The following is a 25,900-nucleotide window of genomic DNA, read 5'->3' on the forward strand; positions in this document are numbered from 1 at the left end:
CCGCCGTATACTTTTGCAAGTACGTTAGTGATTGCTGCAGTTAGTGTAGTTTTACCGTGGTCAACGTGGCCGATTGTACCAACGTTTACGTGCGGTTTTACGCGTTCAAACTTTTCTTTTGCCATGACGGAACCTATCAGTTTTGTGTATCTAAATTACATATGAAAATAATCCACCAAAGGTAGATTAAGTTAATCTTTTTCAAATAGTATTTTCTGACAGATAAAGGAAGTAATCAAGGAGATTCTTAGGACTGGTGCTGATAGGCAGAGTCGAACTGCCGACCTCACCCTTACCAAGGGTGCGCTCTACCAACTGAGCTATATCAGCAACACAAGAACTGGAGCGGGCAGCGGGAATCGAACCCGCATCATCAGCTTGGAAGGCTGAGGTAATAGCCATTATACGATGCCCGCATAAAAATCTGTTCTTAAACTACCTCTAACCGTCAAGAATAAAGTGGTGGAGGGAGCTGGATTCGAACCAGCGAAGGCTGAGCCGTCAGATTTACAGTCTGATCCCTTTGGCCGCTCGGGAACCCCTCCACGATAATTCTCTACTAATTCACTTCCGGTAAAAGGAAAGTGGTGCCGACTAACCGAGTCGAACGGTTGACCTACTGATTACAAGTCAGTTGCTCTACCAGCTGAGCTAAGTCGGCACTGCTTTAGTACGGGGCGAGATATTAGAGTAAGGTTTATTGGGATGCAACTATAAAATTAAAAAAAGTGTAAATTTTTAGTTTAAATGCTCAATATTCACGCGAAAATACGTTTTTTGCACTTTTTTATGTTGTTTTGCTTAGCTGGTGCCAGTAATTTAACCCCTTCATTACGAGTAATGAATCAAAAATACTTCCCTCAAATTGCTGTTGTAAAAGCAAGCCATAGCCACCAGCAAAAATTATTTGTACTTTTTGCTCTGTTTTTTTATCCGTTAAGTGCAACTTAGCTTGCTCAATTGCTCCAATGGTTGCTACTAAAGCACCATTTTTTAAACCATTAGGCGTATTTTTACCCAGTTCATTGGTAAATGGAGTTTTACCATCATCAAAAACACGTTGAGTATTTTGTGTAAGTGATGAGGTCATTAAATCAAGCCCAGGTAAAATCCAGCCACCTAAATGCAACCCTTCACTACTAAGCACATCAATTGTTGTCGCAGTACCCGCATCAACAACAATGCATGCTGTGTTTGGATATAACGTAAATCCAGCAATAAGCGCAAGCCACCTGTCTATGCCTAAGTTAGCTACATGCTCGTAAGCGCATACAAGATCTCCAAGCGTTTTGGTTACCTTGGCTTCAAAACAAATAATATTATTGCTAGCCGCTTGTGCGAGAATATCGTTTAGTAAATCACTGCGCCCTACACATGCATAAATCACTTCGGTTATTTGTAACCAAGGCAGGTTATTTATATCTGCCGGTTGTGTTTGCTCGTTATGCCACAACACAGCTTTTAATGATGTATTTCCTACGTCGATCAATAATCTCATAATTGCGCCTTTCTAAGGGAGACTTCCCCACCGTAATAACTTTTTACTTCCCCGTCTTGGCGAATTCGTATTCCACCTTGTGGGTCAATACCTTCACATATTCCACGCCAACTTCGGTGCCCTGTGTTTAGTTCAACATATTCACCAGCAAACGCATTGAGCGAATTCCATTGCTCATACATAGCTTGCAAACCCGTTTGACGATACTGCGCTAAACGCTGCTCTAAATGGTGAGTAAGAGAAGCCACAAGTTGGTTTTTATCAAGCTTTTGAGTATGTTGATTTAAGTCGGTCCACGCTTGGTCTATATGCTGACTAAAGCTCTCAGGCATTTGTAAATTAATACCGATACCAATCACAAGCTGACAAGGACCTTGCGGTTGTCCATCTAATTCAACCAATACACCTGCAAGTTTTTGCTTATTTATATAAATATCGTTAGGCCACTTAAGTTCTACCTCAACTTGGTATAACGCTTTAATAGCATCATAAACAGCTAGGCCTACCGCAATTGATACGCCCATTGCAGCTTGTAAGCCGTCATCTAAACGCCAAAAGTAACTGTAATACAGATTAGCGCCAAATGGAGATTGCCAAACACGGCCGCGTCTACCACGTCCTGCTTGCTGCATTTCAGCAACAATAACAGTGCCAGACTCAAGCGCTGTTTTGGCCTGTATACGGCGCATAAGCTCGCTGTTAGTCGAATCAATAATAGGGTGTACTTCTACATCGGCAGTATTTGCACCTAGCGCTTTGTAGTGCTGATCAATTTGCGTTTTATTTAAAAGGCCCACCTGACTATTCAAACAATAGCCTTTGCCAGTCACTTTAAAAATATCCAAGCCCATTTCTTGTAACGTTTTAATATGTTTACTTACCGCAGCTCGGCTAATACCTAGCTTTTCACCCAAGGCTTGACCAGATACAAACCCTCCTTGGTTGAGTGCATTTAAAATAGCGAGTTTGTTTCCATCAGGTGCTTTCATTACTTAGGCTCCGCGTTAATATGGCATTCGCTGCGTGCATCCATTAAACGTACTTCGTGCTCTAACATAATGTTGTAACGCGTATAAACAACTTGCTGAATGTGTTTAATCATTTTTATTAGGTCGCTGCCTTCACTATTTCCGTGATTAACAAGTACTAGAGCTTGGTGTTGATGCACTTCTATACCTGCCTCGCGGTGCCCTTTTAAACCACTTTGATCGATTAACCAACCTGCCGCGACCTTGTGATGACTTTGCCCATATTCGTAATGAGGTAAATCGGCAAATTGCTTTAATAGTTCAGCTAACTGCTGGTTGGTTATTATAGGGTTTTTAAAAAAGCTGCCCGCATTGGCAAGTGTATATGGGTTAGGTAATTTGCTATTACGCGTTTTTATAACCTGATCGAATACAGCTTGCGGGGTGATGCTTGAGAGCTGCTGCAAAGGGCCATAACTTAATGCTGGTTGCCATTTTTTTGGGAGCGCTAAGTGTACTTGCGTGATCACCGCTTTATTTTTAAGGGCATGTTTAAATATTGAGTCTCTGTAAGCAAATTCACATTGCTCGTTATTTAATGAATGCATAGTGTTAGTGGTTATATCAAAGTACTCTACCAACTCAACAAATTTAGCTATCTCAACGCCATAAGCACCAATGTTTTGTACCGGCGATGCGCCAACAGTACCCGGTATAAGTGCTAAATTTTCAAGCCCGGGTATATTTTTCTCTAATAAATAGCTAACTAGTTGATGCCAGTTTTCGCCTGCGGCAATACTTATTAGTGTGTCGCTCTCGCGCTCAGTAATTTTAATACCTTTTAAAGCTATTTTTATAACCGTACCCATGTAGTCATTTAAAAATACGGTATTACTGCCCTCGCCCAGCAAACAAAACGGTGCACTAAAATTTTGCGTTTTAAGTTGCTCAAGCTGAGTAATTTCAACAAAATTTTGGCATTGGCTGTTTAATGCGAATGTATGTAAGGAGTGTAATGAATGCGCCACAAAGCTCTCTAAAAATACCGGTAACTAATCGCAATAGTTTACCTCATCGTCGCAAATGTGGCACTAGATTGTAAAAATCACTCAACCCGCCGTGTCAATCGTGATATAAAACCAGCACTTTTTTATTTGTGTTCAGAGTAATGATGAAAATTAAACCTCTTTTTTTAAGCCTCGCTATGGCGGGTATGTGTTCGCAAGCAATGGCTAATGCGATTGACCAAAACTCGTATGCTAACCTTGATGATGTTGTTACTACTCACTTAAACCTTGATTTAGATGTCGATTTTGCCGACAAGCAGTTAGAAGGTTTTGTAGAGCATACTCTTCAGTGGAACAACAGCAAAAGTAGAACTCTCGTACTTGATACCCGCGACTTAGACATTGATAAAGTAATGTACAAAGATCAAAGCGGTAACTGGAAAAAAGCGACTTTTGATTTAGCTAAGCGAGATGACGTTAAAGGTTCAAAGCTTACTATTGTGTTTAAAAACCAAGCTGAAGTAGTTCGTATTTATTACAACAGTCGTCCAGAAGCTTCAGGCCTGCAATGGTTAACACCAGAGCAAACGGCAAGTAAAACGCATCCATTTATGTACAGCCAGTCGCAAGCAATTCATGCACGTAGTTGGATCCCAGTGCAAGATACACCCGCAATGCGTGTAACTTACTCTGCACGAATTCATACACCAAAAGATATACGTGCTGTAATGAGTGCCGATAACAAAGATGCGCTTTATAAAGATGGCGACTACATTTTTGATATGCCACAAGCAATTTCACCTTACCTAATTGCTATTGGCGCAGGTAACTTAGAATTTAAAGCAATGTCGCATCAAACAGGCATATTTGCTGAACCGACAATTTTAGATGCCTCTGTTGCTGAATTTGACGACACCCAAGCCATGATCGATAAAACAAACGCGATGTACGGCGAATATGCATGGGGTCGGTACGACTTATTAATGCTACCACCAAGTTTTCCGTTTGGTGGCATGGAAAACCCACGCTTATCATTTATTACTCCAACGGTTGTTGCCGGTGATAAAAGCTTAGTTAACCTTATTGCTCATGAGCTTGCTCATTCTTGGTCAGGTAACTTAGTAACTAACGCAACGTGGGAAGATTTATGGTTAAACGAAGGTTTTACCTCGTACGTTGAAAACCGCATTATGGAAGAAGTATTTGGCCGTGACCGTGCGGTTATGGAACAAGCACTTGATTCAGCGTCTTTACGCGCACAACTTAAAACAATTGATGCACCAGATACACGCCTTAATTTAAAACTTAACGGCCGCGACCCAGACGATGCATTCAGTTCAGTGCCTTACACTAAAGGTCAATTATTTTTAATTTACCTAGAAAACAAATATGGTCGCGATAAGTTTGACCCGTTTGTAAAAGCGTACTTTAAAGAGTTTTCGTTTAAATCACTTACTACCGCGCAATTTGTTACTTACTTAAAAGCTAACTTAATTGAAAAGTATCCTGGTGTTGTAAGCATGGATAAAGTAAACGAATGGATTTTTGAACCTGGATTACCAAATGATGCGCCAAACCCTACTTCTGATGCATTTGATAAAGTAGATACTGCAATAGCAGCATGGCTAAAAGGCGACACAACTGCAGCTCAACTGCCAACAGCTGATTGGTCTGTGCATGAGTGGCTACACTTTTTAAATAACTTACCACGTGATTTAAGCCAAGAGCACATGGTAGAGCTTGACTCAGAATTTAACCTAACACAGTCAACTAATGCTGAACGTGCATTTGCTTGGTTTATGCTAGCAGTAGGAAATGGTTATCAACCAATTTACCCTGCACTTGATAAGCACTTATCAGGTATTGGCCGTCGTAAATTAATTGTCCCATTATATAAATCCCTTATCACTAACGGTAAAAAAGAGTGGGCACAAAGCGTGTACTTAAAAGCACGCCCTGGGTATCACCCTCTTGCACAAGGTACTATTGACGCATTATTTGAATAAATAGCGTTAACTAGAAACTAAAAAGGGCCAAATTTGGCCCTTTTGTTTTGCTATTTTTCTACTTTGTCACTTTTTCTAAAAAAGCTTTACGCTCTGCAGTTGTGGCTTGTTGCCACCAAAAATCAAGCATTTGCGGCGCACTTGGCATGCCTTTACCTGTAATTGGTGCTATCGGCTTTATTGGCTGACTAGGACGAGAAGGTCCTGCAGGCATTGTATTTTGCATTACCGGTTTATTGCTTGCTAGCTGCGTGTTAGAAATAACACTTAAAGGCTTAGCAACAGCGCTACTTTTTGCTTTTAAACTAACTTGTGGTGCTTCTGCAAATACTTTTGCAGATACTGCATTTTCAGCACGATTAAACACTAAGGTATAATCTTTACCTGCTTCAACAGTTACACTTACCCAAAATGGTTCCGACTCCACAACTTCATGCGTGTCATAATCATCTTCATATAAATCGGTATATTTTAGCCTAAGCTGGTAAGTTCCTGGCGCAAGCTCTACATCATCAATACGGCTAAACAAAGAGCTTTCTAGCATTTTATCGCCCACTTGTAGTGGTACAATTTCTTCTGGAAAGTGAATGTTTTCAGCATTAGCCGAAAAACTAAGTAGTAATGCAACTGCACTACTTATTAAAATTGGTTTAAGCATATTAACTCCTTTATTTGATTTCAGTTTGACACTGCTTTGAAAGTTTGTCATTAGTGAGCTTAAAATTCATAACACTTAATTAGGAACACACTATGAGCCAAGAGACTATTTTTACCAAAATAATTAATCGTGAAATTCCGGCCGACATTGTCTACGAAGATGAAGACACCCTCGCATTTAAAGATATAAATCCACAAGCGCCATTTCATGTGTTAATTATCCCCAAAAAAGCAATTGCTACTATAAATGATATAAATCCTGAAAACTCACATTTAGTAGGCAATTTATACGTTGTTGCGGCAAAATTAGCTAAGCAGCACAATTTTGCTGAGGACGGATACCGCGTGGTCATGAACTGTAACGAACATGGTGGACAAACCGTTTATCACATACATTTACATATGCTTGGCGGTAAAGAAATGGGATGGCCACCTTACCAAAATGTAAAAAAAGTAAATTAATTAAAAATTTTTATCTAACTATTCTGCTCAACCAATTAGTTACAAATGTTATGATTTTTCATGGTTATAAAGAATAAACAGTTACTTATTTGCAACATTTTATGTTTAAATAATCGTAAAATCGTATTTGTTATTGAGTGCTTCAGCGACTTTCTAATACAAAAGGTGCGGAAGTCGTGATAAACTTAAACAGTCAGCTTTATAAAAGAGTATAAAAACATGAGCAGTTCAGCCTTTTTGTTATTAGATCAAGAGCCAATTAACACTATTGGTATTAACGTTTTAGAACCTTTGTTAAAAACGCAAGGCCTTGACGTAACCACGGGTACTAATATTTTAGATATACCTGAAGGGACTCGACTTTTGTTTATCGAAACATCTAGCAAGGATGCATGGGGAAAACTAAAAGAACAACTAGTAAACCTACGTATTAAATGCGATATCATATTATTTAATCTAGACGAGAACCCTGAGCTTGCTAATCGTGCATTGTTGAGCGGTATTCGTGGCGTATTTTACACAACAGATAACGCCGATGTATTAATGAAAGGTATTCGTTTACTACTTGAAGATCAGCTTTGGTACCGTCGCGATATTATGTGTAATGCATTAAATCGTATGCTGCAATTTAATAAAGATGCGCTGCATAAACTAACCGAAGGGGATATTGAGCCTGTTAAACTTACTAAGCGAGAAAAAGCAATAATCTCACTAATGAGTAAAGGTTCGAAGAATAAAGAAATCGCTGAAGATTTAAGTATCAGTCCACACACAGTTAAAACACATTTATATAGCGCATTTAGAAAAACTAAATGTCGTAACCGTATTGAGCTCCTATCTTGGGCACAACAAAATATCCCTGATGAAATTCGTTAATCATATATTTAGTTTAAAATTAAAAACAGACACTTAGGTGTCTGTTTTTGTATGTGTTACACACTTATTTAATACCAATTTGATTGCCTAAGTAATCTGTTTTGATAATTGGTATAAGTGTATACTTTTGATAATCTTAGTTTAAAACTACTTTGCTGGAATATTAATGCTCGACTCTTTCACTCTTTATTTTGCCAGCATCGCCATCATGGTTGTAATGACCTTACTTAACTTTTTAACATGGCGAACAAACAAACAAATATCGGGCACGCTGCTATGCATTTTCTATCCCATATTGCTATTAGGCTCTGTTATTGGTTTTACGCTTGTTGGTGATACACATAATTTAGTGATTATTAGCGCTGCTAGTAGCATGATGTTTGCCGCATCAATAGTGCATTGTTTATCGCTCAGTCAGTTTTTAAATTATCACGGTATTGGTTTTAAATTACTTTGCTCAGTAACTGCTTTTTGCACTGTAATGCTTGGCTATTACACCTTTTTTGACCCATCTTTACACGAAAGAGTGATTGCATCCGATATACAGCACATAGCAGAAGCCGGCTTTTTACTCTTTATATTTATTAAGTACGCGCGCAAACCCTACCCTAATGGCAGCATTGTATACATAACCATTTTAACGCTTGTTGCTTTGAGCTTTATCGGCCGCTCGTTATTTATGGATAACATTGAACAAAAAAATCTTTTAGTAAACGGCTGGTTTAGCTCTTTATTATTTTTAAATGGGGTAATTGCGCCCATGTTTTATGCTTCAGGTATGGCGTTATTATGTAATGAGCGCAGAGAACAGCACCTCAATAAACTCGCCGATAAAGCACAAAAAGATTTAGAAATACGCGGGCTCTTTTTATCAACAATAAGCCACGAAATTCGCACCCCACTAAACGGTATTTTAGGCAGCGCTCAACTTGTTATGAACCAAACAAGTGATACCCGCAATAAAGCCTATTGCGAGGCAATTATAAATTCTGCCGAATCACTTAACTTGTTGGTAGATAAGGTCCTTGATTACGCGAGCCTAGATCAGAGTGACGAAGCGCTTTACGAAGAAGATGTAGAATTTAAAACATGGCTTAATAATTTATGTTTATTACTAAGCCCAATGGCCGAGCAAAAGCAGCTAAAATTTGAGCTTATCTATAATATTCCTGAGCAAGCCTGTTATTACTGCGACCAACAAAAACTTAGACAAATAATTATTAATTTAGTCGGTAACGCTATTAAATTTACAGATCACGGAACCGTTAAAATTCAGGTTGATTTAGTATTAGAAAAACAACTTGAGCACACGATAAAAATTAGTGTCAAAGATTCAGGACCAGGTATAGAAAATGACGAGATAGCCTACTTAACAGAACCTTATGTACAAAGTAGCGCAGGCAAAGAAAAAGGCGGAACCGGCCTTGGTTTAGCTATTACTAGCCGCCTGCTTGAAAAGCTCAGTAGCCGACTCGAAATAGCCAGCCAGCTTGGTACTGGTAGTGTATTTAGCTTTACCGTTACTTTTACTTTAGGTGAATTAAGCCTTGTAGAGCAGCGCCATCAAACTAAAGATTACTTAACAGGTCTTGATGTATTACTGGTTGAAGATTTAGATTTAAATCAAAAAATTGCTATAGAATTTATGGCCGACGATGAACACAAAATTAAGCTCGCAAAAGATGGGAAAAGTGCCATAGAGCTCATGCAAGCTCACCACTTCGATGTTGTTTTGCTTGATATGAACCTACCTGATTTAACAGGCCAAGAAGTACTTAAACGTCTAAAACGCATTGATCATAAAAATCAACGAACGCCAGTACTCGCATTTACTGCAAGCCTTAGCCCTGACGAAGTGAAAGAGTATTTAAAATTAGGAATAAAAGACATTGTAGGCAAGCCTATTAAGCATGAAAAGCTTCGCCAAGCACTTAGTGACTCTCAATCTAATCAAACTGCGAGCATTGCAGTAGAGCTTATTGATACCTTGTATGACAAAACAGCGGCCGAAACACTCACCAGCTCATTTAGTGAAGATGAAGTGTCTTCAATTTATAATGAATTTGTGCTTTCAGCCCGCAACAAGCTAATTCGCTGTCAAAAGCTTATTGACCAACAACCAGAGCAATGCATTAAGCTTTTACATCGCCAAGCAAGTACCGCTCTGCAATTAGGGTTTAACCGCTACGGCATTGAGCTTAAAAAAATAGAGCGCCGTTTACTCGATAAAAAGCCACATAACGACATGCTTGATGAAGCGTTAGATCTGTGGCAACGCAGCTTAGAGCAATATTTAAAGTTTGTGCGTGGGCAGTTAGAGTAATAGTGAATTAGCTTTAAAAAAGCTAATGATTAACCCCTTCCATATTTATCATCAAATCGCTCTATATCGCTTTCATCAAGTACAGTACCGGTTTGCACTTCAATGACAATTAACGGGTCTTTTTGATTATTAGCCAAACTATGAATTTGCTTAGCCGCGATATAACACGATTGGTCATGCGTTAGCGTATACGCTTGCTCATTAATACACACATCTGCAATACCCGAAACCACAACCCAATGTTCAGCACGATGCTGATGGCGCTGCGTCGAAAGCTTAGCACCGCTGTTAACAGTAATTTTTTTAACTTTAAAGCCAGTGCCTTCAACCAAAGTACGGTAATTCCCCCATGGGCGAAAAACCACTTGATGATGGTTAAGTTTATCAGCCTGTGTGGTAGCAATTTGCTTAAGCAACAAAGGCAGAGAATCTAGCTCATTTTGGTTTGCAATTAACGTGGCATCATGAGTATGAATAATTGCTAAATTGCTAACTCCAAGCGTAGCAATAGTGTGTTCAGCCTCGTTAATAACTAAGTTATTAGTGCTTTTTTGAGCCATATAATTAGCATTTAAGCTATTACCGTTTTCATCTTTTTTTGTAAGCGCATCAAGGGATGAAAAACTACCTACATCACTCCATTTTAAATCAACAGGCATAACAACTACGTTATTACTGCGCTCTAAAATGGCGTAATCAATTGAATCGCTTGGGCAGTGTTCAAGCGCACTGTTGCTTGGGCGGGTAAACCCTAAATCTTTAGTAAATTGCGCCGCTGCAGCGACACTCGTTGCTATTTTTGGCGCAAACCGTTCGAGCTCTTTTAAATAGGCTGCAGGGGTAAATAAAAACATGCCGCTATTCCAGCTATAACCACCTTGAGCTAAATAGCGGTTCGCTGTATCTACGTCAGGCTTTTCTTTAAATTGTGCAACATCGTAACAACCCGTTCCAACAATAGCCGCGCCTTGTTTTATATAGCCATAACCGTTATGAGGCTCTGTAGGAGTAATAGAAAATGTCACTAGCTTTCCTTGCTCAGCAAGTTTTACAGCTTCAGGGAGCTTAGCCGTTAATACATCAAAGTTTTTAATATGATGATCGGCAGGCATCACTAATAGCGGGCCGGTAATCCCATTTTGCAGCGCATAGTGGGCGGCTAATGCGATGGCAGGCGCGGTATTTTTACCTTTAGGTTCGAGTAATAATGCAGTAGGAATTGAGCTTTCAGCCTGCTCGGCGGCAATAAATCGGTGCTGCTCGTTACACACTAAAATAGCATTATCAAACAACTCATTAGAAACACGCGCCAACGTACTTTGTAGCAATGACATGTTTTCATTTAGTAGTGGTAAAAATTGTTTAGGCATTGCTTGGCGAGAAAGCGGCCACAAGCGAGAGCCTATGCCACCTGCTAAAATTACAGGAGTGATTAAAGTGTTCATAATGTACATTAGCCGCCAACAAAAATATCAGCGACTATTTTAACACTTTATTGGCTCTGCGCTAAATTAACGTGTTTATATTAATGTAAAAGAGTCTGCATCTAAATAGGCAGGAAACGCTGCTTTAAACTCATCCAGTGGCGCTTTTTCAAGCGTGATAGTAACTAGTTGCTCAGTGTTATCTTGCGCTTTAGTTAACGCATCGCCTTTGAAGTCGTATACTGCCGTACCGCCATTGTGCGCCACACCATTACCGTCTTCCCCCACGCGATTAACACCTACTACGTAACACAGGTTTTCCATTGCACGCGCCATAAGTAACGTATCCCAAATATGGCGGCGTACAGCAGGCCAATTTGCTACGTTTATCATTACATCGTAGTCGTTATTATTACGTTGAAATACCGGAAAGCGCAGGTCATAGCATACTTGCGGTAATAGTTTAAAACCATTGATTTCAAAAACTTTGCGCGCTTGCCCTGCTACAACATAATCGCCCTCGCTGCCTAAGCGAAATAAATGGCGCTTATCGTAATAACTCACCTCACCATCGGGTTTTACCCAATAAAACCGATTCGCTTTTTTATCGCCTTGTGCAACAAGTACCGAACCCGCAATAACCGCATCATGTTTATGAGCCTGCGCCTTTAACCACGTCAGTACTTTACCGTTTTCAGGCTCTGCACAATCTAAATTAATGGCAAAGCCAGTCGAGAATGTTTCGGGCAATAAAATAAGATCGGGCTGATGCGTAATTGCTTCAAGCTGCTTATTAAAAATGGCTAAATTAGCATCTTTATCAAGCCAATAAAGCGAGCTTTGCAATGCTGTAATGGTTAAAGTTGACATAATATTTGCGCAGCCTCTATGAGAGTGTTGTCGTTTTTAGCAAAGCATAAACGAATTACTTTGTCGGTTGGTGGATTTTGATAAAAAACACTTAACGGAATAGCCGCAACACCGGCTTGCTCAACTAACCAATGGCAAAATTCAACATCGTTTAAATCCGATACATCGCTGTAATCTAACAATAAAAAGTAAGTGCCTTGGCTAGGTAAAATTTTAAAACGGCTGTTACTTAAATGACTCGCTAATAAGTCGCGTTTTTGCTGATAAAACCCGCTTAGCTCATCTATATGCTCACCTTGCTGCTCGAGCATATCGGCAAGCGCATGCTGTGCGGGGGTAAAACTTGAAAACGTAACGTACTGATGAATTTTTCTAAATTCGACAGCTAAATCGGCAGGTGCAATACAGTAACCCATTTTCCAGCCCGTGCTGTGAAACGTTTTACCAAAACTCGATACAACAAAGCTTTTGGCAAATAATTCATCATCGCGTAATACGCTTAAATGCGGTTGTTCATCAAACGTAATGTGCTCATATACCTCATCGCTTATTACATACAAATTGTGAGTACCAACTAACTCTTTAAGCGCTTTTATATCTTGTGGCTGTAATATTTTACCGCTTGGGTTATGAGGCGTATTTATAATAATTGCACGGGTATTTTTAGTAATTGCTTGGCTTACTACTTGCCAATCAATGGTGTAATTTGGCGCACTTAAAACAATGTGTACCGACTTTCCACCAGCGAGTTCAATTGCCGGTTGGTAAGAGTCATATGCAGGGTCAAATACAATCACTTCATCACTGGGGCGCACAATTGTTTGAATAGCCACAAACAATGCCTCTGTTGCACCCGAGGTAACAGTCACTTGATCAGCTGCGTTTATATCAGCTGCATATTTGCGCTTTGCTAAATCAGCAATTTGTTGCTGTAATCGTGGTACACCACTTGAAGGTGAATATTGATTAACGCCCTGCTGCACATAATAATTTAACTGCGTTTTTAAAAGATCAGGAGCATCAAACTCAGGAAAGCCTTGAGAGAGATTAATTGCCGAAAACTCATTAGCCAACCCGCTCATTTGGCTAAATATACTAACGCCTAAATTTGGTAATTTACTTTCAAACACGTGATGCCCTTAATGATGGTTTTGCGCTTAAAGCGATGCTATCATTGCTTAAAACAGAAGTATAGCCGTCTAAAAACAATTAACTTTACGCTCATTAGTGAGGAATGTATGCAAAACAATACCGCTATTTCACAACTTATTGAAGCCGGAAAATGGGTTAGCCAAAAAGGCTGGGTACCCGCAACAGGCGGAAACTTTTCAGCTCGTACTAGCACTGGCTTTGTTGTTACAGCTAGTGGGCACGATAAAGGCTCACTGACGCAAGAGCATTTTTTGCAATTAGATCATCAAGGCGAGCGCCTAGCAGGAGCTGTAAAACCATCGGCAGAAACACAATTACATCTAAGTTTGTATCAGCTTATACCTGATGCGCAGTGTGTTTTGCATACTCACTCTGTAGCCGCTACCGTACTGTCGCAAATTACCCAAGGGCATCAGCTTGATTTAACAGGCTATGAAATGCAAAAAGCACTGAGCGGCTTTACTTCGCATTTAGAAACGCTGAGCATTCCTATTTTCGATAACGATCAAGATATTGATCGATTAAGCCTACTGGTCAGTGACCATCATTTACACACGCCTATAGAGCACGGCGTACTGATACGTGGTCATGGTTTATATGCGGTAGGACGTAATATTGATGAAGTTCGTCGCCACCTAGAAGCCTTAGAGTTTTTATTTAGCTGCGAACTAGAGCGCCTAAAAATAATAGGTATTCAAGCGGGAGTAACTAAATGATTAAAGCCATTTTAACCGACATCGAAGGCACAATAACCCGTATCTCGTTTGTTAAAGAGGTGTTGTTTCCTTACGCAGCAAAACAGTTACCTACCTTTGTACGTGCCAATGCTAATAAGCCAGATGTAGCTGAGCAAATTAGTGCCGCAAAAGCCCTTATCGAAAAGCCAAACGCCGATATTGAAGAAGTCATTAGCACTTTACTTACCTGGATTGATGAAGATAAAAAAATCACTCCACTTAAGCAGTTACAAGGCTTGATTTGGCAAACAGGGTATGAACACGGTGATTTTAAAGGTCATTTATACCCAGATGCATTTGATTTTTTACAAGCTCAGTACAACAACGATATAGCTTTATATGTGTATTCGTCAGGGTCAGTAAAAGCGCAGCAGCTACTTTTTAAATACAGTGATTATGGTGATATTCGCAGCTTGTTTACTGACTTTTTTGACACCAAAGTTGGCGCAAAACAAGAGCAAATGGCCTATAACACCATTGTTGAGCTGTTACCGTTTAAAGCAGCAGAAATACTCTTTTTAAGTGATGTAGCCGGCGAGCTTGATGCCGCGCAAGCTGCGGGCTTAAAAACACTACATTTAATTCGTGATGGGCAAGCAAGCACTAAAGCACACCCTTATATTAATGACTTTAGCCAATTTAAATTGGAGCAATTAGTATGAGCCAATTAACAATATATGCTGACAACGATGCAAGCAAAGCACTTGTAAGCACATCAAATGCTGATGATATTGCAAAGCAACTAGCTAAAGTAAACGTACGTTTTGAACAGTGGCAAGCAAATGCAGATATTAATGAGCACACCACCCACGAGCAAATTATTAGTGCGTACAAAAACGATATAGATCGGTTAAAAACCGAAAATGGCTATCAAACAGTAGACGTTATATCTCTAGCTAAAGGTAATCTTGGCGCATCAGAGCTGCGCAAAAAGTTTTTATTTGAACATACTCATAGTGAAGACGAAGTACGTTTTTTTGTAAAAGGCCAAGGGCTATTTTGCCTGCATTTAGGCAATAAGGTTTACCAGGTACTTTGCCAACAAGGCGATTTAATTTCAGTGCCTGAACTTACCCCGCATTGGTTTGATATGGGAAGCGACCCTGAGTTTACTGCCATTCGCTTATTTAACAATACAGAAGGCTGGGTGGCAAAAAGCACTGCCTCGTCTATTGCAGAGCAATTTCCGCTATTATCGTAAGTTATTCATTCAAAACCTTGGTCCACACTAATAAACATAACGTGGACCAAAAATATCGCGAAGTTACTTAAGCTTTATGAGATCGCCATTTTCTACCTGACTTTGGTTATACACACCTGTATCTAACACCCACCCTGTGACCAGTTTTGCCGGCGTTATATCAAATGCAGGGTTATATACATTAGCATTGATGGGCGCCCATAAAGCCTCGCCAAAGCTACCGCTAACTCCGCGCACTTCTTGAGGATTACGCTGCTCTATTTCTATATCATCACCACACGCGGTGTTGGTATCAAGCGTGGTAATAGGCGCAACTACATAAAATGGAATGTTATGAAAATACGCAAGTACGGCTAAATTATAGGTGCCCACTTTATTAGCAAAATCACCATTGGCAGCAATACGATCAGCCCCTACTACTATTTTATCCACCTTACCTGCAGCCATTAAACTTGCCGCCATATTATCGCAAATTAATGTGTACGGAATTTTCCAGCGCTCAAGCTCAAAGGCAGTTAAGCGACCGCCTTGTAATAATGGTCGTGTTTCATCAACCCACACATGTACGTTGCCATATTTTTGCTGCGCTTTGTAAATAACACCTAGTGCAGTACCAATACCAGCGGTTGCAAGCGCCCCTGTATTACAATGAGTTAATATGTTGTCGCCACTATTTATAAGCTCGGCGCCACGGCTTGCCATTCGTTCACACAGCTCAATATCTTCAATAAACAACCCCTCAGCAGTACTAACAATACCGGCAACATAATCGCTTTGCGTTAAAGCTTTTCGCAATGCCGCCATACAATGCATTAAATTAACCGCCGTTGGACGAGTGGCTTCTAGTTCATTGATTGCTTTTTCAAGCTCACTTTTCACTACCCCTTGCTCAGCTAAATACGCCACTAACAAGCTCGCGCCTAAACCAATAAGTGGGGCTCCACGCACTTTTAAGTTAATGATCAGCTCTTTCATGGTTTCTACATCATGGCACTGATGCCATACCTGCTGGTGAGGTAGTAAATATTGGTCGAGCACACTAAGCGACCCGTTTTCATATTTTAAACTGCTTGCGATTAAGTTTTGCATAATGCTTAAGGTATTAAAAATGCGTAACGTTATTTTACACCACTTTGAACAACTCTCAAGTTAGACTTGTAGACATCTAAACATTTAAAAGTATAGAATGCTTAAAAGCTGATTTTTTGAGATTTAAACCATGACTAACTATGTTGCTTTTAATGCACAGCGCGCTATCGATTACGTATCGACATTAATTGAATCTAAACAATGTAATTTTTTTGATTCCGGACAAACCTTATCGGCATATGAGTTTGGTGATGGCAATCTTAATTTAGTATTTAGAATTACTGATGAGCAAAACAATAGTGTTATTTTAAAGCAAGCTCTGCCTTACGCGCGTTGCGTGGGTGAGTCGTGGCCATTAACACTTGATAGAGCACGTATAGAAGCACAAGTTTTACTTAACCATGGTGCTATTTGCCCTACTTATACTGCTAATGTTTTACATTATAGTGAAATGCAAGCGCTGACTATTTTAGAAGATTTAGGTAATTTACAAATATTGCGTACTGCACAAAATAATGCAGAGCAATTCCCTAAATTAGCGCAGCACGTAGCGACCTACTTAAGCCACACCGGCTTTTATAATTCAGATTTTTACTTAACCGCGCAAACTAAAAAAGCACTCGTTAGCCAATTTACTAATCCTGAGCTTTGCCAAATCACTGAAGACTTATTTTTTAGCGATCCGTACATTGAGCACGAACGCAATAACTACCCAAAGCAACTACAAAACGAAGTTGACGCAATACAAAAAAACAACGCATTGAAGTTAGAAATAGCAAAACTAAAAGCTAATTTTTTATCTAACCCGCAAACATTACTTCATGGTGATATGCACAGCGGTAGCATTTTTGTTGATTGTAATAATACAAAGATGATTGACCCAGAGTTTGGCTTTTTTGGGCCTATTGGGTTCGATATTGGCTCTTTTATTGGTAATTTGCTATTGAATTACTGCGCACAAGCAGGGCATATTGATGACTTTGTAGCACGTCGTAATTACCAAACACATTTACTTAGCTGTATCGTAGACACCTATAGTTTATTTGAGCAGCAATGGCTTGAATTAATACGCACTAAAACATTAGATGAATCACTAGCGCCAGTAGGCTATGCGCAATACTTTATGAAAAACGTATTGCAAGATGCTGTTGGTTACTGTGGTGCTGAGTTAATTAGGCGTACTATTGGGCTTGCGCACGTAAGCGATATAGATAGTATTAGTGATGACAATGCGCGCCTTACAGTGAAAAAACAAACATTAGCACTAGGCGAGCAACTTATTTTAAATGCACAAACATGCAACAACAAAGAAGCATTTTTTAGTTTATTAATAAGCCAATTAAACTAACAAGCATTAAAAAAGGCGCTATAAGCGCCTTCTAGTTAGTTAAAGCTTACTTGTAGTTTTCATAAATCTTATCAAGCGGCTCTGAAAGCCCACTTTCTTGCACTATACGTACATGCTTACGAGCCAACTCACGTGCACTTGTTACACCGCATGAGTGAGCAATTAAACCGGCTCCGTAATGAATGTATTTATTATAGTTAGCTACTCGTTGCGCTTTATCAGCTACATTTAAGCCGCGTTGCAAACGCTCGTTATGCGTAGTGATCCCGGTCGGACAGGTATCTTTATTACATTGCATTGCCTGTATACAGCCCAGTGCAAACATATGACCACGAGCCGATACAACAAAATCAGCACCGAGCGCCAATGCCCATGCAACCTTTGAAGGAACGATTAATTTACCCGAAGCAATAATTTTCACGCGATCTCGAAGACCGTGCTTTTCAAGCATATTAACTACAAGCGGCAAGCTTTCGCGAAGTGGTAAACCCACCGAATCCATAAGCGGCTGCGGTGCAGCCCCCGTACCACCATCAGCACTATCAATTGTTATAAAATCGGGTGCCGACTCAATGCCACGATGATTTATTTCTGCAAATAACGTTTCTAACCAGGTGTAATCACCAATAACGGCTTTAAAGCCTGTTGGTTTTCCTGTGGCATTACGTACAGTGGCAATCATATCGAGAATGTCGGCTGGGTTTTTTATTTCAGGGTGTCCATTTGGGCTAATCGAATCTTGCCCTTCTGGAATACCCCTAATTTTAGCTATTTCGGCGTTAACTTTGCGCCCTGGTAACATACCGCCTTTACCTGGTTTTGCACCTTGGCTCATTTTTAGCTCGAACATTTTGACTTGTTCGTGAGCTGCTATTTCTTTAAGTTTCTCGGTGCTTAAGTTTCCATGCTCGTCTCGGGCACCATATTTAGCTGTACCAATTTGAAATACCAAATCGGCGCCACCTTCAAGGTGGTAAGGGCTTAAGCCCCCTTCACCTGTGTTCATCCAGCAACCCGCTAATTTAGCACCTTTTGATAAAGCGCGCACAGCAGGCTTTGAAAGCGCACCAAAGCTCATGCCCGACACATTAAATAACGAATTAGTGGTGTAAGGTGTTTTACAATACGGACCTAAAGTAACATTACTCGGGTCAAGTGCCTCTTCATCTAAAGTAGGAAAAGCACAGTTCATAAACATAACCGTACCCGTCACTTCTAAGCTTTGTGTTGAACCAAATGCAGCGGTGCGATCGACATCTTTTGCTGCGCGGTAAACCCAACTGCGCTCAGCGCGGTTAAATGGCATTTCTTCTCGATCGAGAGCAAAAAAGTATTGTCTGAAAAATTCACCTTGGCGTTCAAAAAAATATCGAAAGCGGCCAATTACTGGGTAGTTACGCCTGATAGCATGTTTTGTTTGTGTTATATCGCGAAAGTAAAAAATAATAACAGTAAGCACAATTAACCCAAGTGCGATAATAAAAATACTCGCAAATACGTCAATACTAAACATAATGAAATTGCTCATCTAAGGCCCCTTGATGGCTATATTTTTAGATAATACCTATTGCGTAGTATGTGAATATTTTGACGATTGGAGTCGCTAAAATAAACTACATTACTAGGTCTGTGGTATAAAAAAGGTGTTGCGGTCAAAATGACACAACACCTTTGTTTGTTCAAGGTTTATAAGCCCTACAAAGCTAATTTTGCAGCTTAGTTAACTCATTTTTTATATATAAACGTACCTGTGTTTCTAATACTGACAAGGGCACTGAACCATGGCGAAGAACCTGATGATGAAATTCGCGAATATCAAAATTTGGTCCAAGCGCTTGCTCTGCTTCAACACGTAAACGTTTAATAGTTAACTCACCAATTTTGTATGACAGTGCCTGAGCTGGCCAAGATATATAACGGTCAGTTTCTGTTTTAACATTATGCAGCGAAAGCGCGGTGTTCTCGCTCATAAAGTTCATAGCTCGCTCGCGGCTCCAGCCATACATGTGCATCCCTGTATCAACAACCAAACGTGCTGCTCGCCACATTTCATAAGTTAAGCGACCAAAACGGCTATATGGGTCTTGATAAAAGCCTGCCTCTAAACCTAAATATTCAGAGTAAAGCCCCCAACCTTCGCCAAATGCCGAAAGGTAAGCATCACGACGATAGCTCGGCAAATTTTCAAGCTCTGCATTAAGTGATATTTGTAAATGATGACCTGGCACTGCTTCGTGCAACGTTAATGCTTCTAAAACATACAGAGGGCGCTTATCTAAAGCGTAAGTATTTACCCAGTAGTATCCAGCTTCATCATCTCGATTAGAGCCAGAATACCGACCTGTTGTGTATTTAGGGGCAATACTTGCGGGTACCGGTGCCACGCCATAAGGTTTACGCGGTAAGGTATGAAATAACTTAGGCAGCTGTGCATCCATTTTTTTAGCAATGTAAGATGCTTCTTTTAAAAGTTGCTCAGGTGTTGTTGCGTAAAACTGTGGGTCGGTACGTAAAAAATGAATAAACTCAGCAAATGAGCCTTTAAAACCAACTTCTTTTATTACAGCTTCCATTTCACCTCGAATGCGAGCAACTTCTTTTAAGCCTAGCTCGTGGATCTCTTTTGGTGTCATGTCGGTAGTAGTGTAATGCTTAGCACGGTTTTTATAAAAAGCTTTGCCATTAGGGGTTTCTGAAATACCAATACTTGTGCGGGCGCCCGGTTGGTATTGCTCAGTAAAAAACGTTAAGTAGCTTTTATATGCTGGTATTACTTTATTTTTTAAAACAACTTTAGCTCGCTGTTGAAGTGCATAAAAGTCACTCTCACTTAAACTGGCAGTGTTAGCTAAAAACGGTTTATAAAATTCTGATTGAGTTACATCATCAACAATATAAGTACTTATGGAGTCTTCGTATCCTTCTAACACTGCTTTTGGTTGGGTGAGACCTGTTTCGAGCCCTTTTTTCATCCAATATATATTTTGCCCAAAAAAGCGGGGGATTTGTGCTAAACGTGCAAGGTATGTCTCTAAATCTTGCTCTTTTTTATATTGAGAACTGTTAACGATGTACGACAGACCGGAGTGAAAACCATACTCAGATGTAAGCGGCATGTAATGCGCATTAAACACATATTCGTCAACGCTATTTTGCACCTGAGCACGAATAATACTTAAGTTAATTTGATTTTCGTCACTAAGCTTAGTTGCATCTACGGCATCTAAGTCTGCTAATAATTGAGTATTACTTTTGTACTGCTTTACTAAAAATTCTGGCGATAAATTGGCAAGTAAATAGCCATCAACCCCTTTTGAACTGCTATAAGGATTTATACTTTCTCTATATTGAACAATAGATTGTGCTACTTGAGTAAACTGCTCATCCGCATTGGGTGTGGTTATTTGACATGCACTTAACGAACATAAAGCAGTTATGCCAAGAAGCGTTTGGCGAAGCGTTTTTGGTAAAAAAAGATTCATTATTATTTAACTTGATGATGCAATAGATTGCATAAAACTATCGTAGGCTAAAGAAATAGCAAGTAAATGAGACAAACTAGCATATTGAAATAATGCTACATACGTTAACAGAAGTAAAAACCAGCCGAATTGATGAGAAAAACAGCGATTGGGCTGCTAAAGTAAAATTTAAGTTCCCTAACTATCGTTTTTGCTTTTAAATAGCGCGGATAATGATTACTGTATAAAAAAATAATAAAAAGCTCGGACGCATAACCGCCTCATGGAATGAGATATTTTAAAATTTGCACTTATGCGTACTTAGTTGGTATTTAAAATGATGTTCCATGATTCCATGGCTATTGCACAAGAGAAGATGACTAAAGTGTGTGTGTTTTTAGAGCGCTATGCACTTTCTCCTACGCCGCTCAATTATCAAGTTGTTTATACCTATACTAGCCAAACTAACCTTGAGCTGAACAAAGCCTTAGACCGCGCTATTGCGGTTGAAGATAATATAGACAGTGTTTTAATTGAACAGCTCCATGCTGAATTTTTAAATACCGGTCACACAGAGCAAGTCAACATGATTCAAAATGTTGATGGTGTTATAAGTTCACTTTCTCAAAACTCTCAAGTTACTGAAAAACAGATAATTCGCTTTGCGGGTCAGGTGAGCGAATGCGTACATTCACTAGATGAGAACAACATAGAACAAAGCCGTCAAGCGCTTGAAGTACTTCATAATCAAACCGCCGAATTACTAAATCAACACAAGCAATTTAAGCAAGAACTAAGTAAAGCCAAACAACTACACGAAAAAACAAAAAAGCAGCTAAATCAACTTCGTAAACAACATATTATTGATAGCCAAACAGGGCTTTATAAACGCCATTATTTAACGCAACAAACTCAAGTATGGACTAATCAAAAAAAGTCTATTTGCGCCATTGCGATTCAAATAGATAACCTTGATCACTTTACTGAAAATTACGGTGATATAATTGGTGAAGTTATTTTGAATAAAGTAGCTAAACAAGTGCAAAAATATGTTTTTCAAAGTGGCTTGCCTGGCCGCACAGCTAAAGATCAATTTACTGTTTTACTCGCCGATATAGACCCAGAAACAGCCAATGTTATAGCTGAAAAAGTCCGAAATGGAGTCGAAAAGCTTCGCTTTGTTAGTTCAAAAACAGGGATTAAGTTACCTAGTATTGGCTTATCTCTAGGAATTGCTCAACATCTACAAGAAGATGATTTTAACCAGTTAGCTAAAAAAGCGTCTCATGCGGCTTTTAAAGCGCGGTCATTAGGGCAAAGTAGCTACACTGCAGGGCAATAAATTACCTGATAAATCATATTCAAATTGCACCTACTGCGTACAATAAAGTACACTAACCTCTATTGTCACGATAGAGATTAGTCATGAACGAAACCGAACAAAAGACCACGCATTTTGGTTATAAAACAGTAGCCGAGGGCGATAAAGCTTCTATGGTTGCTGATGTATTTCACTCAGTAGCTGCAAAATACGATGTAATGAATGATTTAATGTCTTTTGGTGTGCATCGTTTATGGAAACGTCAAACTATTGCAAGCTCAGGTGTTCGTAAAGGCCATCATGTACTCGATTTAGCCGGCGGCACTGGCGACTTAACGGCAAAATTTAGTCAACTAGTTGGCGAGACCGGTCAAGTTGTTTTGGGCGATATAAATTCATCTATGCTTAAGGTTGGTCGTGAAAAACTACACAATCTTGGCTTAGTAGGTAATATTGACTACGTACAAATGAATGCTGAAATGCTGCCATTTCCAGATAATAGCTTTGATGTGATCACTATTGCCTTTGGCTTACGTAACGTTACCGATAAAGACAAAGCATTACGCTCTATGTACCGTATTTTAAAGCCAGGTGGCAGATTACTTGTTTTAGAGTTTTCAAAACCAGAGCATGACGTACTTAGTAAAGCTTACGATTTTTACTCATTTAATTTATTGCCAACAATGGGTAAGCTAGTTGCTAACGACAGTGAATCGTACAAGTATTTAGCTGAGTCTATTCGTATGCATCCAGATCAAGACACATTAAAAGCGATGATGGAAGATGCGTGCTTTGAACAAACAACATACCAAAACCTCACAGGCGGAATTGTTGCACTGCATCGTGGTTTTAAATATTAAGGCTAGCAGTTATGGCGCTTGAAAAAATAACAAAAAGCAATAATGGTGCAATGTCATCTGAGTTTTTTATGTTACCTAATTTTGTACTTTCGCTTATTGAGCGTGTACTAAATCAAGCGCTTAGCCTTGACCCACAATTATCTCAAAAGCTAAACGCCGTTAAACATAAGCGCTTAGTGGTTGAAATAAGAGATTGGCAACAAAGCATCCAACTCGTTTATAGTGCTGATCAATTACACTTATACAGTGCTCAAAGCAATGAAAACGCAGATTGTATGATCAGCGCAGATATAGAAACACTTTTAGCGCTCAAAAACCCTGCAATGCTTACCCAATTAATTCGCCAAGATAAGCTCGACTTACAAGGCGATTTAAATATTGCGCAAACTTATAGCAATGCATTTTCAGGTATTGATATTGATTGGCCTGAACAACTTTCTAAATACATTGGCGATGCACCCGCTCAGCAGTTATACCTGCACTTAAAAGAACTAAAACAAAAGAGCAGCAAAACCAATACTAAAATAAGTACCATGCTTACAAGTTTATGCCAAGATGAGCTCGCAATTACTATTCATCCATTAGAACTTGAGCAATTTAAACAAAAAAATAGAGAACTCAAAGGACAAGTCGCTGCTGTTGAGCAACGCATTAACGCCCTCTTAAACTCTTTTTTACCTTCAAACACCCGCTAAGGATTTTTTGTGTCGACTGCACGTTTGTATAACATCACCAAAACGTTACTTAGCTATGGACTAGACGAGCTAATTCCAAAGCATAAAGTGCCTTGGTTTGGTAAAGTAGCCCGTGGCAGTTTATTTTGGCTGCGTAATCAGCACAAAGAAAAACCGGCAGGGCTTCGTTTACGTTTAGCATTGCAAGAGCTGGGTCCTGTTTGGATCAAATTTGGTCAAATGCTCTCTACTCGTCGTGATTTACTCCCTCATGATATCGCTTTAGAGCTTGCGTTTTTGCAAGATCAAGTTCAACCATTTGAAGGCGAACTTGCACAAAAAATAATAGAAAAAGCGCTCGAAATTAACGATATAAGTGAATTATTTAGTGAGTTTTCACAAACTCCACTAGCTTCTGCATCTATAGCGCAAGTACATACAGCAAAACTTATTGATGAGCAGAGTATTGAGCAAGATGTCGTAATTAAGGTTATTAGACCCAATATTTACGAGCAAATTAATGCCGATTTAGCGTTAATGGAAAAGCTCGCAAAGGTACTTGCAAAAGTACATAACGAATCAAAACGCCTGCGCCCGGTTGAAGTAGTTAAAGAATATAAAAAAACACTCCTAGACGAGCTCGACTTAATGCGAGAAGGTGCCAACGGCATTCAACTAAAACGCAATTTTGAAGGCTCTGATTCATTATACATCCCTGCAGTTTACAGTGATTACAGCCGTAGCAATGTGCTGGTGATGGAGCGTATTTACGGCATACCCGTCTCTGATACCGATGCACTTATGGCGCAAAACACTAATATGAAATTACTTGCTGAGCGTGGCGTAGAAGTGTTTTTTACGCAGGTGTTTAGAGACAGCTTTTTTCATGCCGACATGCATCCGGGTAATATTTTCGTCTCTCGAGAGCACCCTGAAAACCCAATGTATATCGGTATTGATTGCGGTATTGTTGGTACGTTAAGCAAAGAAGATAAACGCTATTTAGCTGAAAACTTTATCGCCTTTTTTAATCGTGATTATCGCCAAGTTGCACAACTACACGTTGATTCTGGTTGGGTACCACCAGATACTAGCATTGAAGAATTTGAATTTGCGATTCGCACAGTTTGCGAGCCTATATTTAATAAACCTTTGGCTGAAATTTCATTTGGGCACGTACTCGTAAATCTATTTAGTACTGCACGTCGTTTTAACATGCAGGTACAGCCGCAATTAGTATTACTACAAAAAACTTTATTATACGTTGAAGGATTGGGGCGTCAGCTTTACCCACAACTCGACTTATGGAAAACAGCTAAGCCCTTTTTAGAAGATTGGGTAAAGCAACAAGTTGGACCGCTATCAGTACTGAAGCAAATGTATGCTAACTTACCATTTTGGGCTGAAAAAATGCCTGAGTTACCGGATCTAATTTATCAAAATTTAAAGCGTGCACCACACATTCAACCTCAAGAACAAAAGGTATCTCATAAACCTTTAATATTGAGTTTATTTGGTAGTGCTACAATGATTATGACAACACTTTGTTATTTACAGCATGATTTAATAGCTGCAAGTCTTGCAATAAGCTTATCGGCTATTAGCTTTATAGCGGCATGGCGCAGCGCATAAACTGGGTGCTATTTGCGCTAGTGAGCGTATAATTAGTATTTAAAATAAACATTTAACCGTTTTATATATTGGAGAAAACCATGGGTTTTGGTGGTATTAGTATTTGGCAATTATTAATTGTTTTAGCGATCATAGTTTTACTTTTTGGCACAAAAAAACTACGCGGGATGGGTGGCGATATTGGGGGCGCTGTAAAGGGCTTCAAAAAAGCAATGTCGGATGATCAAATGAGCGAGAAAGAGAAATCCGAGCAAATTCAACAATCAGAAAAAAACACTGCAGACAACTCAACCGATACTGAAAAAAACAAAGATAACAATAAGGTTTAATTAGT

Annotated in this window: 24 protein-coding genes and 4 tRNA genes; 13 read left to right on the forward strand and 15 right to left on the reverse strand. The window is 39.5% G+C overall.

What is annotated here, in order from left to right:
- The 8 genes from H5090_RS18160 to murB form a co-directional block, all read right to left on the reverse strand.
- On the reverse strand, positions 1-125 hold a 125-nt coding region (locus tag H5090_RS18160), incomplete at its 3' end, for a GTP-binding protein (RefSeq protein ID WP_033023824.1).
- Between the two features lie 129 nt (positions 126-254).
- Positions 255-330 (reverse strand) — tRNA-Thr (locus H5090_RS18165).
- A gap of 11 nt (positions 331-341) precedes the next feature.
- Positions 342-416 (reverse strand) — tRNA-Gly (locus H5090_RS18170).
- Between the two features lie 44 nt (positions 417-460).
- Positions 461-545, reverse strand: a tRNA-Tyr gene (locus H5090_RS18175).
- A gap of 40 nt (positions 546-585) precedes the next feature.
- A tRNA-Thr gene (locus H5090_RS18180) sits at positions 586-661 on the reverse strand.
- A gap of 126 nt (positions 662-787) precedes the next feature.
- Positions 788-1,498, reverse strand: a complete 711-nt coding sequence (locus tag H5090_RS18185; RefSeq protein ID WP_182696395.1) for a type III pantothenate kinase — start codon at positions 1,496-1,498, stop codon at positions 788-790.
- The gene (birA, locus tag H5090_RS18190; RefSeq protein WP_182696396.1) at positions 1,495-2,487 is read right to left on the reverse strand and encodes a bifunctional biotin--[acetyl-CoA-carboxylase] ligase/biotin operon repressor BirA; all 993 of its coding nucleotides are present in this window, start codon (positions 2,485-2,487) and stop codon (positions 1,495-1,497) included. Before birA ends, H5090_RS18185 begins: the two co-directional genes overlap by 4 nt.
- Positions 2,487-3,494, reverse strand: coding sequence for a UDP-N-acetylmuramate dehydrogenase (gene murB, locus H5090_RS18195; protein WP_182696397.1), 1,008 nt, complete (start codon positions 3,492-3,494; stop codon positions 2,487-2,489). Before murB ends, birA begins: the two co-directional genes overlap by 1 nt.
- 143 nt (positions 3,495-3,637) lie before the next feature.
- On the opposite strand from murB, the gene H5090_RS18200 reads away from it, so the two are divergent.
- Positions 3,638-5,479, forward strand: a complete 1,842-nt coding sequence (locus H5090_RS18200; protein WP_182696414.1) for a M1 family metallopeptidase — start codon at positions 3,638-3,640, stop codon at positions 5,477-5,479.
- 58 nt (positions 5,480-5,537) lie between these two features.
- Here H5090_RS18200 and H5090_RS18205 read toward each other — a convergent pair whose 3' ends face one another.
- Positions 5,538-6,137 carry a DUF2057 domain-containing protein gene (locus H5090_RS18205; protein WP_004334921.1) on the reverse strand — a complete coding sequence of 200 codons (600 nt, stop codon included), beginning with the start codon at positions 6,135-6,137 and terminating at the stop codon, positions 5,538-5,540.
- A gap of 92 nt (positions 6,138-6,229) precedes the next feature.
- On the opposite strand from H5090_RS18205, the gene H5090_RS18210 reads away from it, so the two are divergent.
- From H5090_RS18210 to H5090_RS18220, 3 genes are all read left to right on the forward strand, one after another.
- Positions 6,230-6,598, forward strand: a complete 369-nt coding sequence (locus H5090_RS18210; protein WP_004334923.1) for a histidine triad nucleotide-binding protein — start codon at positions 6,230-6,232, stop codon at positions 6,596-6,598.
- Positions 6,599-6,817: 219 nt separating this feature from the next.
- The gene (locus tag H5090_RS18215; protein ID WP_004334929.1) at positions 6,818-7,474 is read left to right on the forward strand and encodes a response regulator transcription factor; all 657 of its coding nucleotides are present in this window, start codon (positions 6,818-6,820) and stop codon (positions 7,472-7,474) included.
- 166 nt (positions 7,475-7,640) lie between these two features.
- A complete protein-coding gene (locus H5090_RS18220; RefSeq protein WP_182696398.1) occupies positions 7,641-9,797 on the forward strand; it encodes a response regulator in 2,157 nt (718 codons plus the stop codon).
- 29 nt (positions 9,798-9,826) lie between these two features.
- Here the strand turns inward: H5090_RS18220 and H5090_RS18225 are convergent, their stop codons facing one another.
- The 3 genes from H5090_RS18225 to H5090_RS18235 form a co-directional block, all read right to left on the reverse strand.
- Complete coding sequence (locus tag H5090_RS18225) at positions 9,827-11,242, reverse strand: mannose-1-phosphate guanylyltransferase/mannose-6-phosphate isomerase (RefSeq protein WP_182696399.1); 1,416 nt, start codon at positions 11,240-11,242, stop codon at positions 9,827-9,829.
- Positions 11,243-11,317: 75 nt separating this feature from the next.
- Complete coding sequence (locus tag H5090_RS18230) at positions 11,318-12,091, reverse strand: amidohydrolase (RefSeq protein ID WP_182696400.1); 774 nt, start codon at positions 12,089-12,091, stop codon at positions 11,318-11,320.
- Entirely contained in the window at positions 12,079-13,221 is a 1,143-nt protein-coding gene (locus H5090_RS18235; RefSeq protein WP_154903835.1) for a methionine aminotransferase, read from the reverse strand. The genes H5090_RS18230 and H5090_RS18235 overlap by 13 nt, the downstream gene beginning before the upstream one ends.
- 108 nt (positions 13,222-13,329) lie before the next feature.
- Between H5090_RS18235 and H5090_RS18240 the strand changes: the two genes are divergently transcribed.
- Genes H5090_RS18240 through H5090_RS18250 form a run of 3 tightly spaced genes read left to right on the forward strand, consistent with a single transcriptional unit; the run spans position 13,330 to position 15,181 of the window.
- The gene (locus H5090_RS18240) at positions 13,330-13,959 is read left to right on the forward strand and encodes a methylthioribulose 1-phosphate dehydratase (protein WP_004334937.1); all 630 of its coding nucleotides are present in this window, start codon (positions 13,330-13,332) and stop codon (positions 13,957-13,959) included.
- The gene (mtnC, locus tag H5090_RS18245) at positions 13,956-14,642 is read left to right on the forward strand and encodes an acireductone synthase (protein ID WP_182696401.1); all 687 of its coding nucleotides are present in this window, start codon (positions 13,956-13,958) and stop codon (positions 14,640-14,642) included. The genes H5090_RS18240 and mtnC overlap by 4 nt, the downstream gene beginning before the upstream one ends.
- The gene (locus tag H5090_RS18250) at positions 14,639-15,181 is read left to right on the forward strand and encodes an acireductone dioxygenase (RefSeq protein ID WP_182696402.1); all 543 of its coding nucleotides are present in this window, start codon (positions 14,639-14,641) and stop codon (positions 15,179-15,181) included. The genes mtnC and H5090_RS18250 overlap by 4 nt, the downstream gene beginning before the upstream one ends.
- 63 nt (positions 15,182-15,244) lie before the next feature.
- On the opposite strand, the gene mtnA is transcribed toward H5090_RS18250, so the two are convergent.
- Positions 15,245-16,270 carry an S-methyl-5-thioribose-1-phosphate isomerase gene (mtnA, locus tag H5090_RS18255; protein WP_182696403.1) on the reverse strand — a complete coding sequence of 342 codons (1,026 nt, stop codon included), beginning with the start codon at positions 16,268-16,270 and terminating at the stop codon, positions 15,245-15,247.
- Positions 16,271-16,400: 130 nt separating this feature from the next.
- Here mtnA and mtnK point away from each other — a divergent pair, with 130 nt between their 5' ends.
- Complete coding sequence (gene mtnK, locus H5090_RS18260; RefSeq protein WP_182696404.1) at positions 16,401-17,618, forward strand: S-methyl-5-thioribose kinase; 1,218 nt, start codon at positions 16,401-16,403, stop codon at positions 17,616-17,618.
- A 46-nt stretch (positions 17,619-17,664) separates the two neighbouring features.
- Here mtnK and H5090_RS18265 read toward each other — a convergent pair whose 3' ends face one another.
- Both H5090_RS18265 and H5090_RS18270 read right to left on the reverse strand, forming a co-directional pair.
- Positions 17,665-19,146: an FMN-binding glutamate synthase family protein gene (locus H5090_RS18265; protein ID WP_138489912.1), complete on the reverse strand. Its 1,482-nt coding sequence runs from the start codon at positions 19,144-19,146 to the stop codon at positions 17,665-17,667.
- 175 nt (positions 19,147-19,321) lie between these two features.
- Positions 19,322-21,100, reverse strand: coding sequence for a DUF885 family protein (locus H5090_RS18270; RefSeq protein ID WP_182696405.1), 1,779 nt, complete (start codon positions 21,098-21,100; stop codon positions 19,322-19,324).
- Positions 21,101-21,434: 334 nt separating this feature from the next.
- Here H5090_RS18270 and H5090_RS18275 point away from each other — a divergent pair, with 334 nt between their 5' ends.
- From H5090_RS18275 to tatA, 5 genes are all read left to right on the forward strand, one after another.
- Complete coding sequence (locus H5090_RS18275) at positions 21,435-22,421, forward strand: GGDEF domain-containing protein (protein ID WP_182696415.1); 987 nt, start codon at positions 21,435-21,437, stop codon at positions 22,419-22,421.
- An 83-nt stretch (positions 22,422-22,504) separates the two neighbouring features.
- Positions 22,505-23,260 (forward strand): bifunctional demethylmenaquinone methyltransferase/2-methoxy-6-polyprenyl-1,4-benzoquinol methylase UbiE, encoded by a 756-nt coding sequence (gene ubiE, locus H5090_RS18280; RefSeq protein ID WP_182696406.1) that lies wholly within the window; start codon positions 22,505-22,507, stop codon positions 23,258-23,260.
- 11 nt (positions 23,261-23,271) lie between these two features.
- Positions 23,272-23,955 (forward strand): SCP2 domain-containing protein, encoded by a 684-nt coding sequence (locus H5090_RS18285; RefSeq protein WP_004334950.1) that lies wholly within the window; start codon positions 23,272-23,274, stop codon positions 23,953-23,955.
- Positions 23,956-23,964: 9 nt separating this feature from the next.
- The gene (gene ubiB, locus H5090_RS18290; protein ID WP_182696407.1) at positions 23,965-25,566 is read left to right on the forward strand and encodes a ubiquinone biosynthesis regulatory protein kinase UbiB; all 1,602 of its coding nucleotides are present in this window, start codon (positions 23,965-23,967) and stop codon (positions 25,564-25,566) included.
- Positions 25,567-25,646: 80 nt separating this feature from the next.
- Positions 25,647-25,895 carry a Sec-independent protein translocase subunit TatA gene (gene tatA, locus H5090_RS18295; protein ID WP_004334954.1) on the forward strand — a complete coding sequence of 83 codons (249 nt, stop codon included), beginning with the start codon at positions 25,647-25,649 and terminating at the stop codon, positions 25,893-25,895.
- Positions 25,896-25,900: the final 5 nt, after the last annotated feature.

The sequence above is a fragment of the Pseudoalteromonas sp. SR43-5 genome (assembly GCF_014163835.1).
Taxonomy (GTDB): domain Bacteria; phylum Pseudomonadota; class Gammaproteobacteria; order Enterobacterales; family Alteromonadaceae; genus Pseudoalteromonas; species Pseudoalteromonas distincta.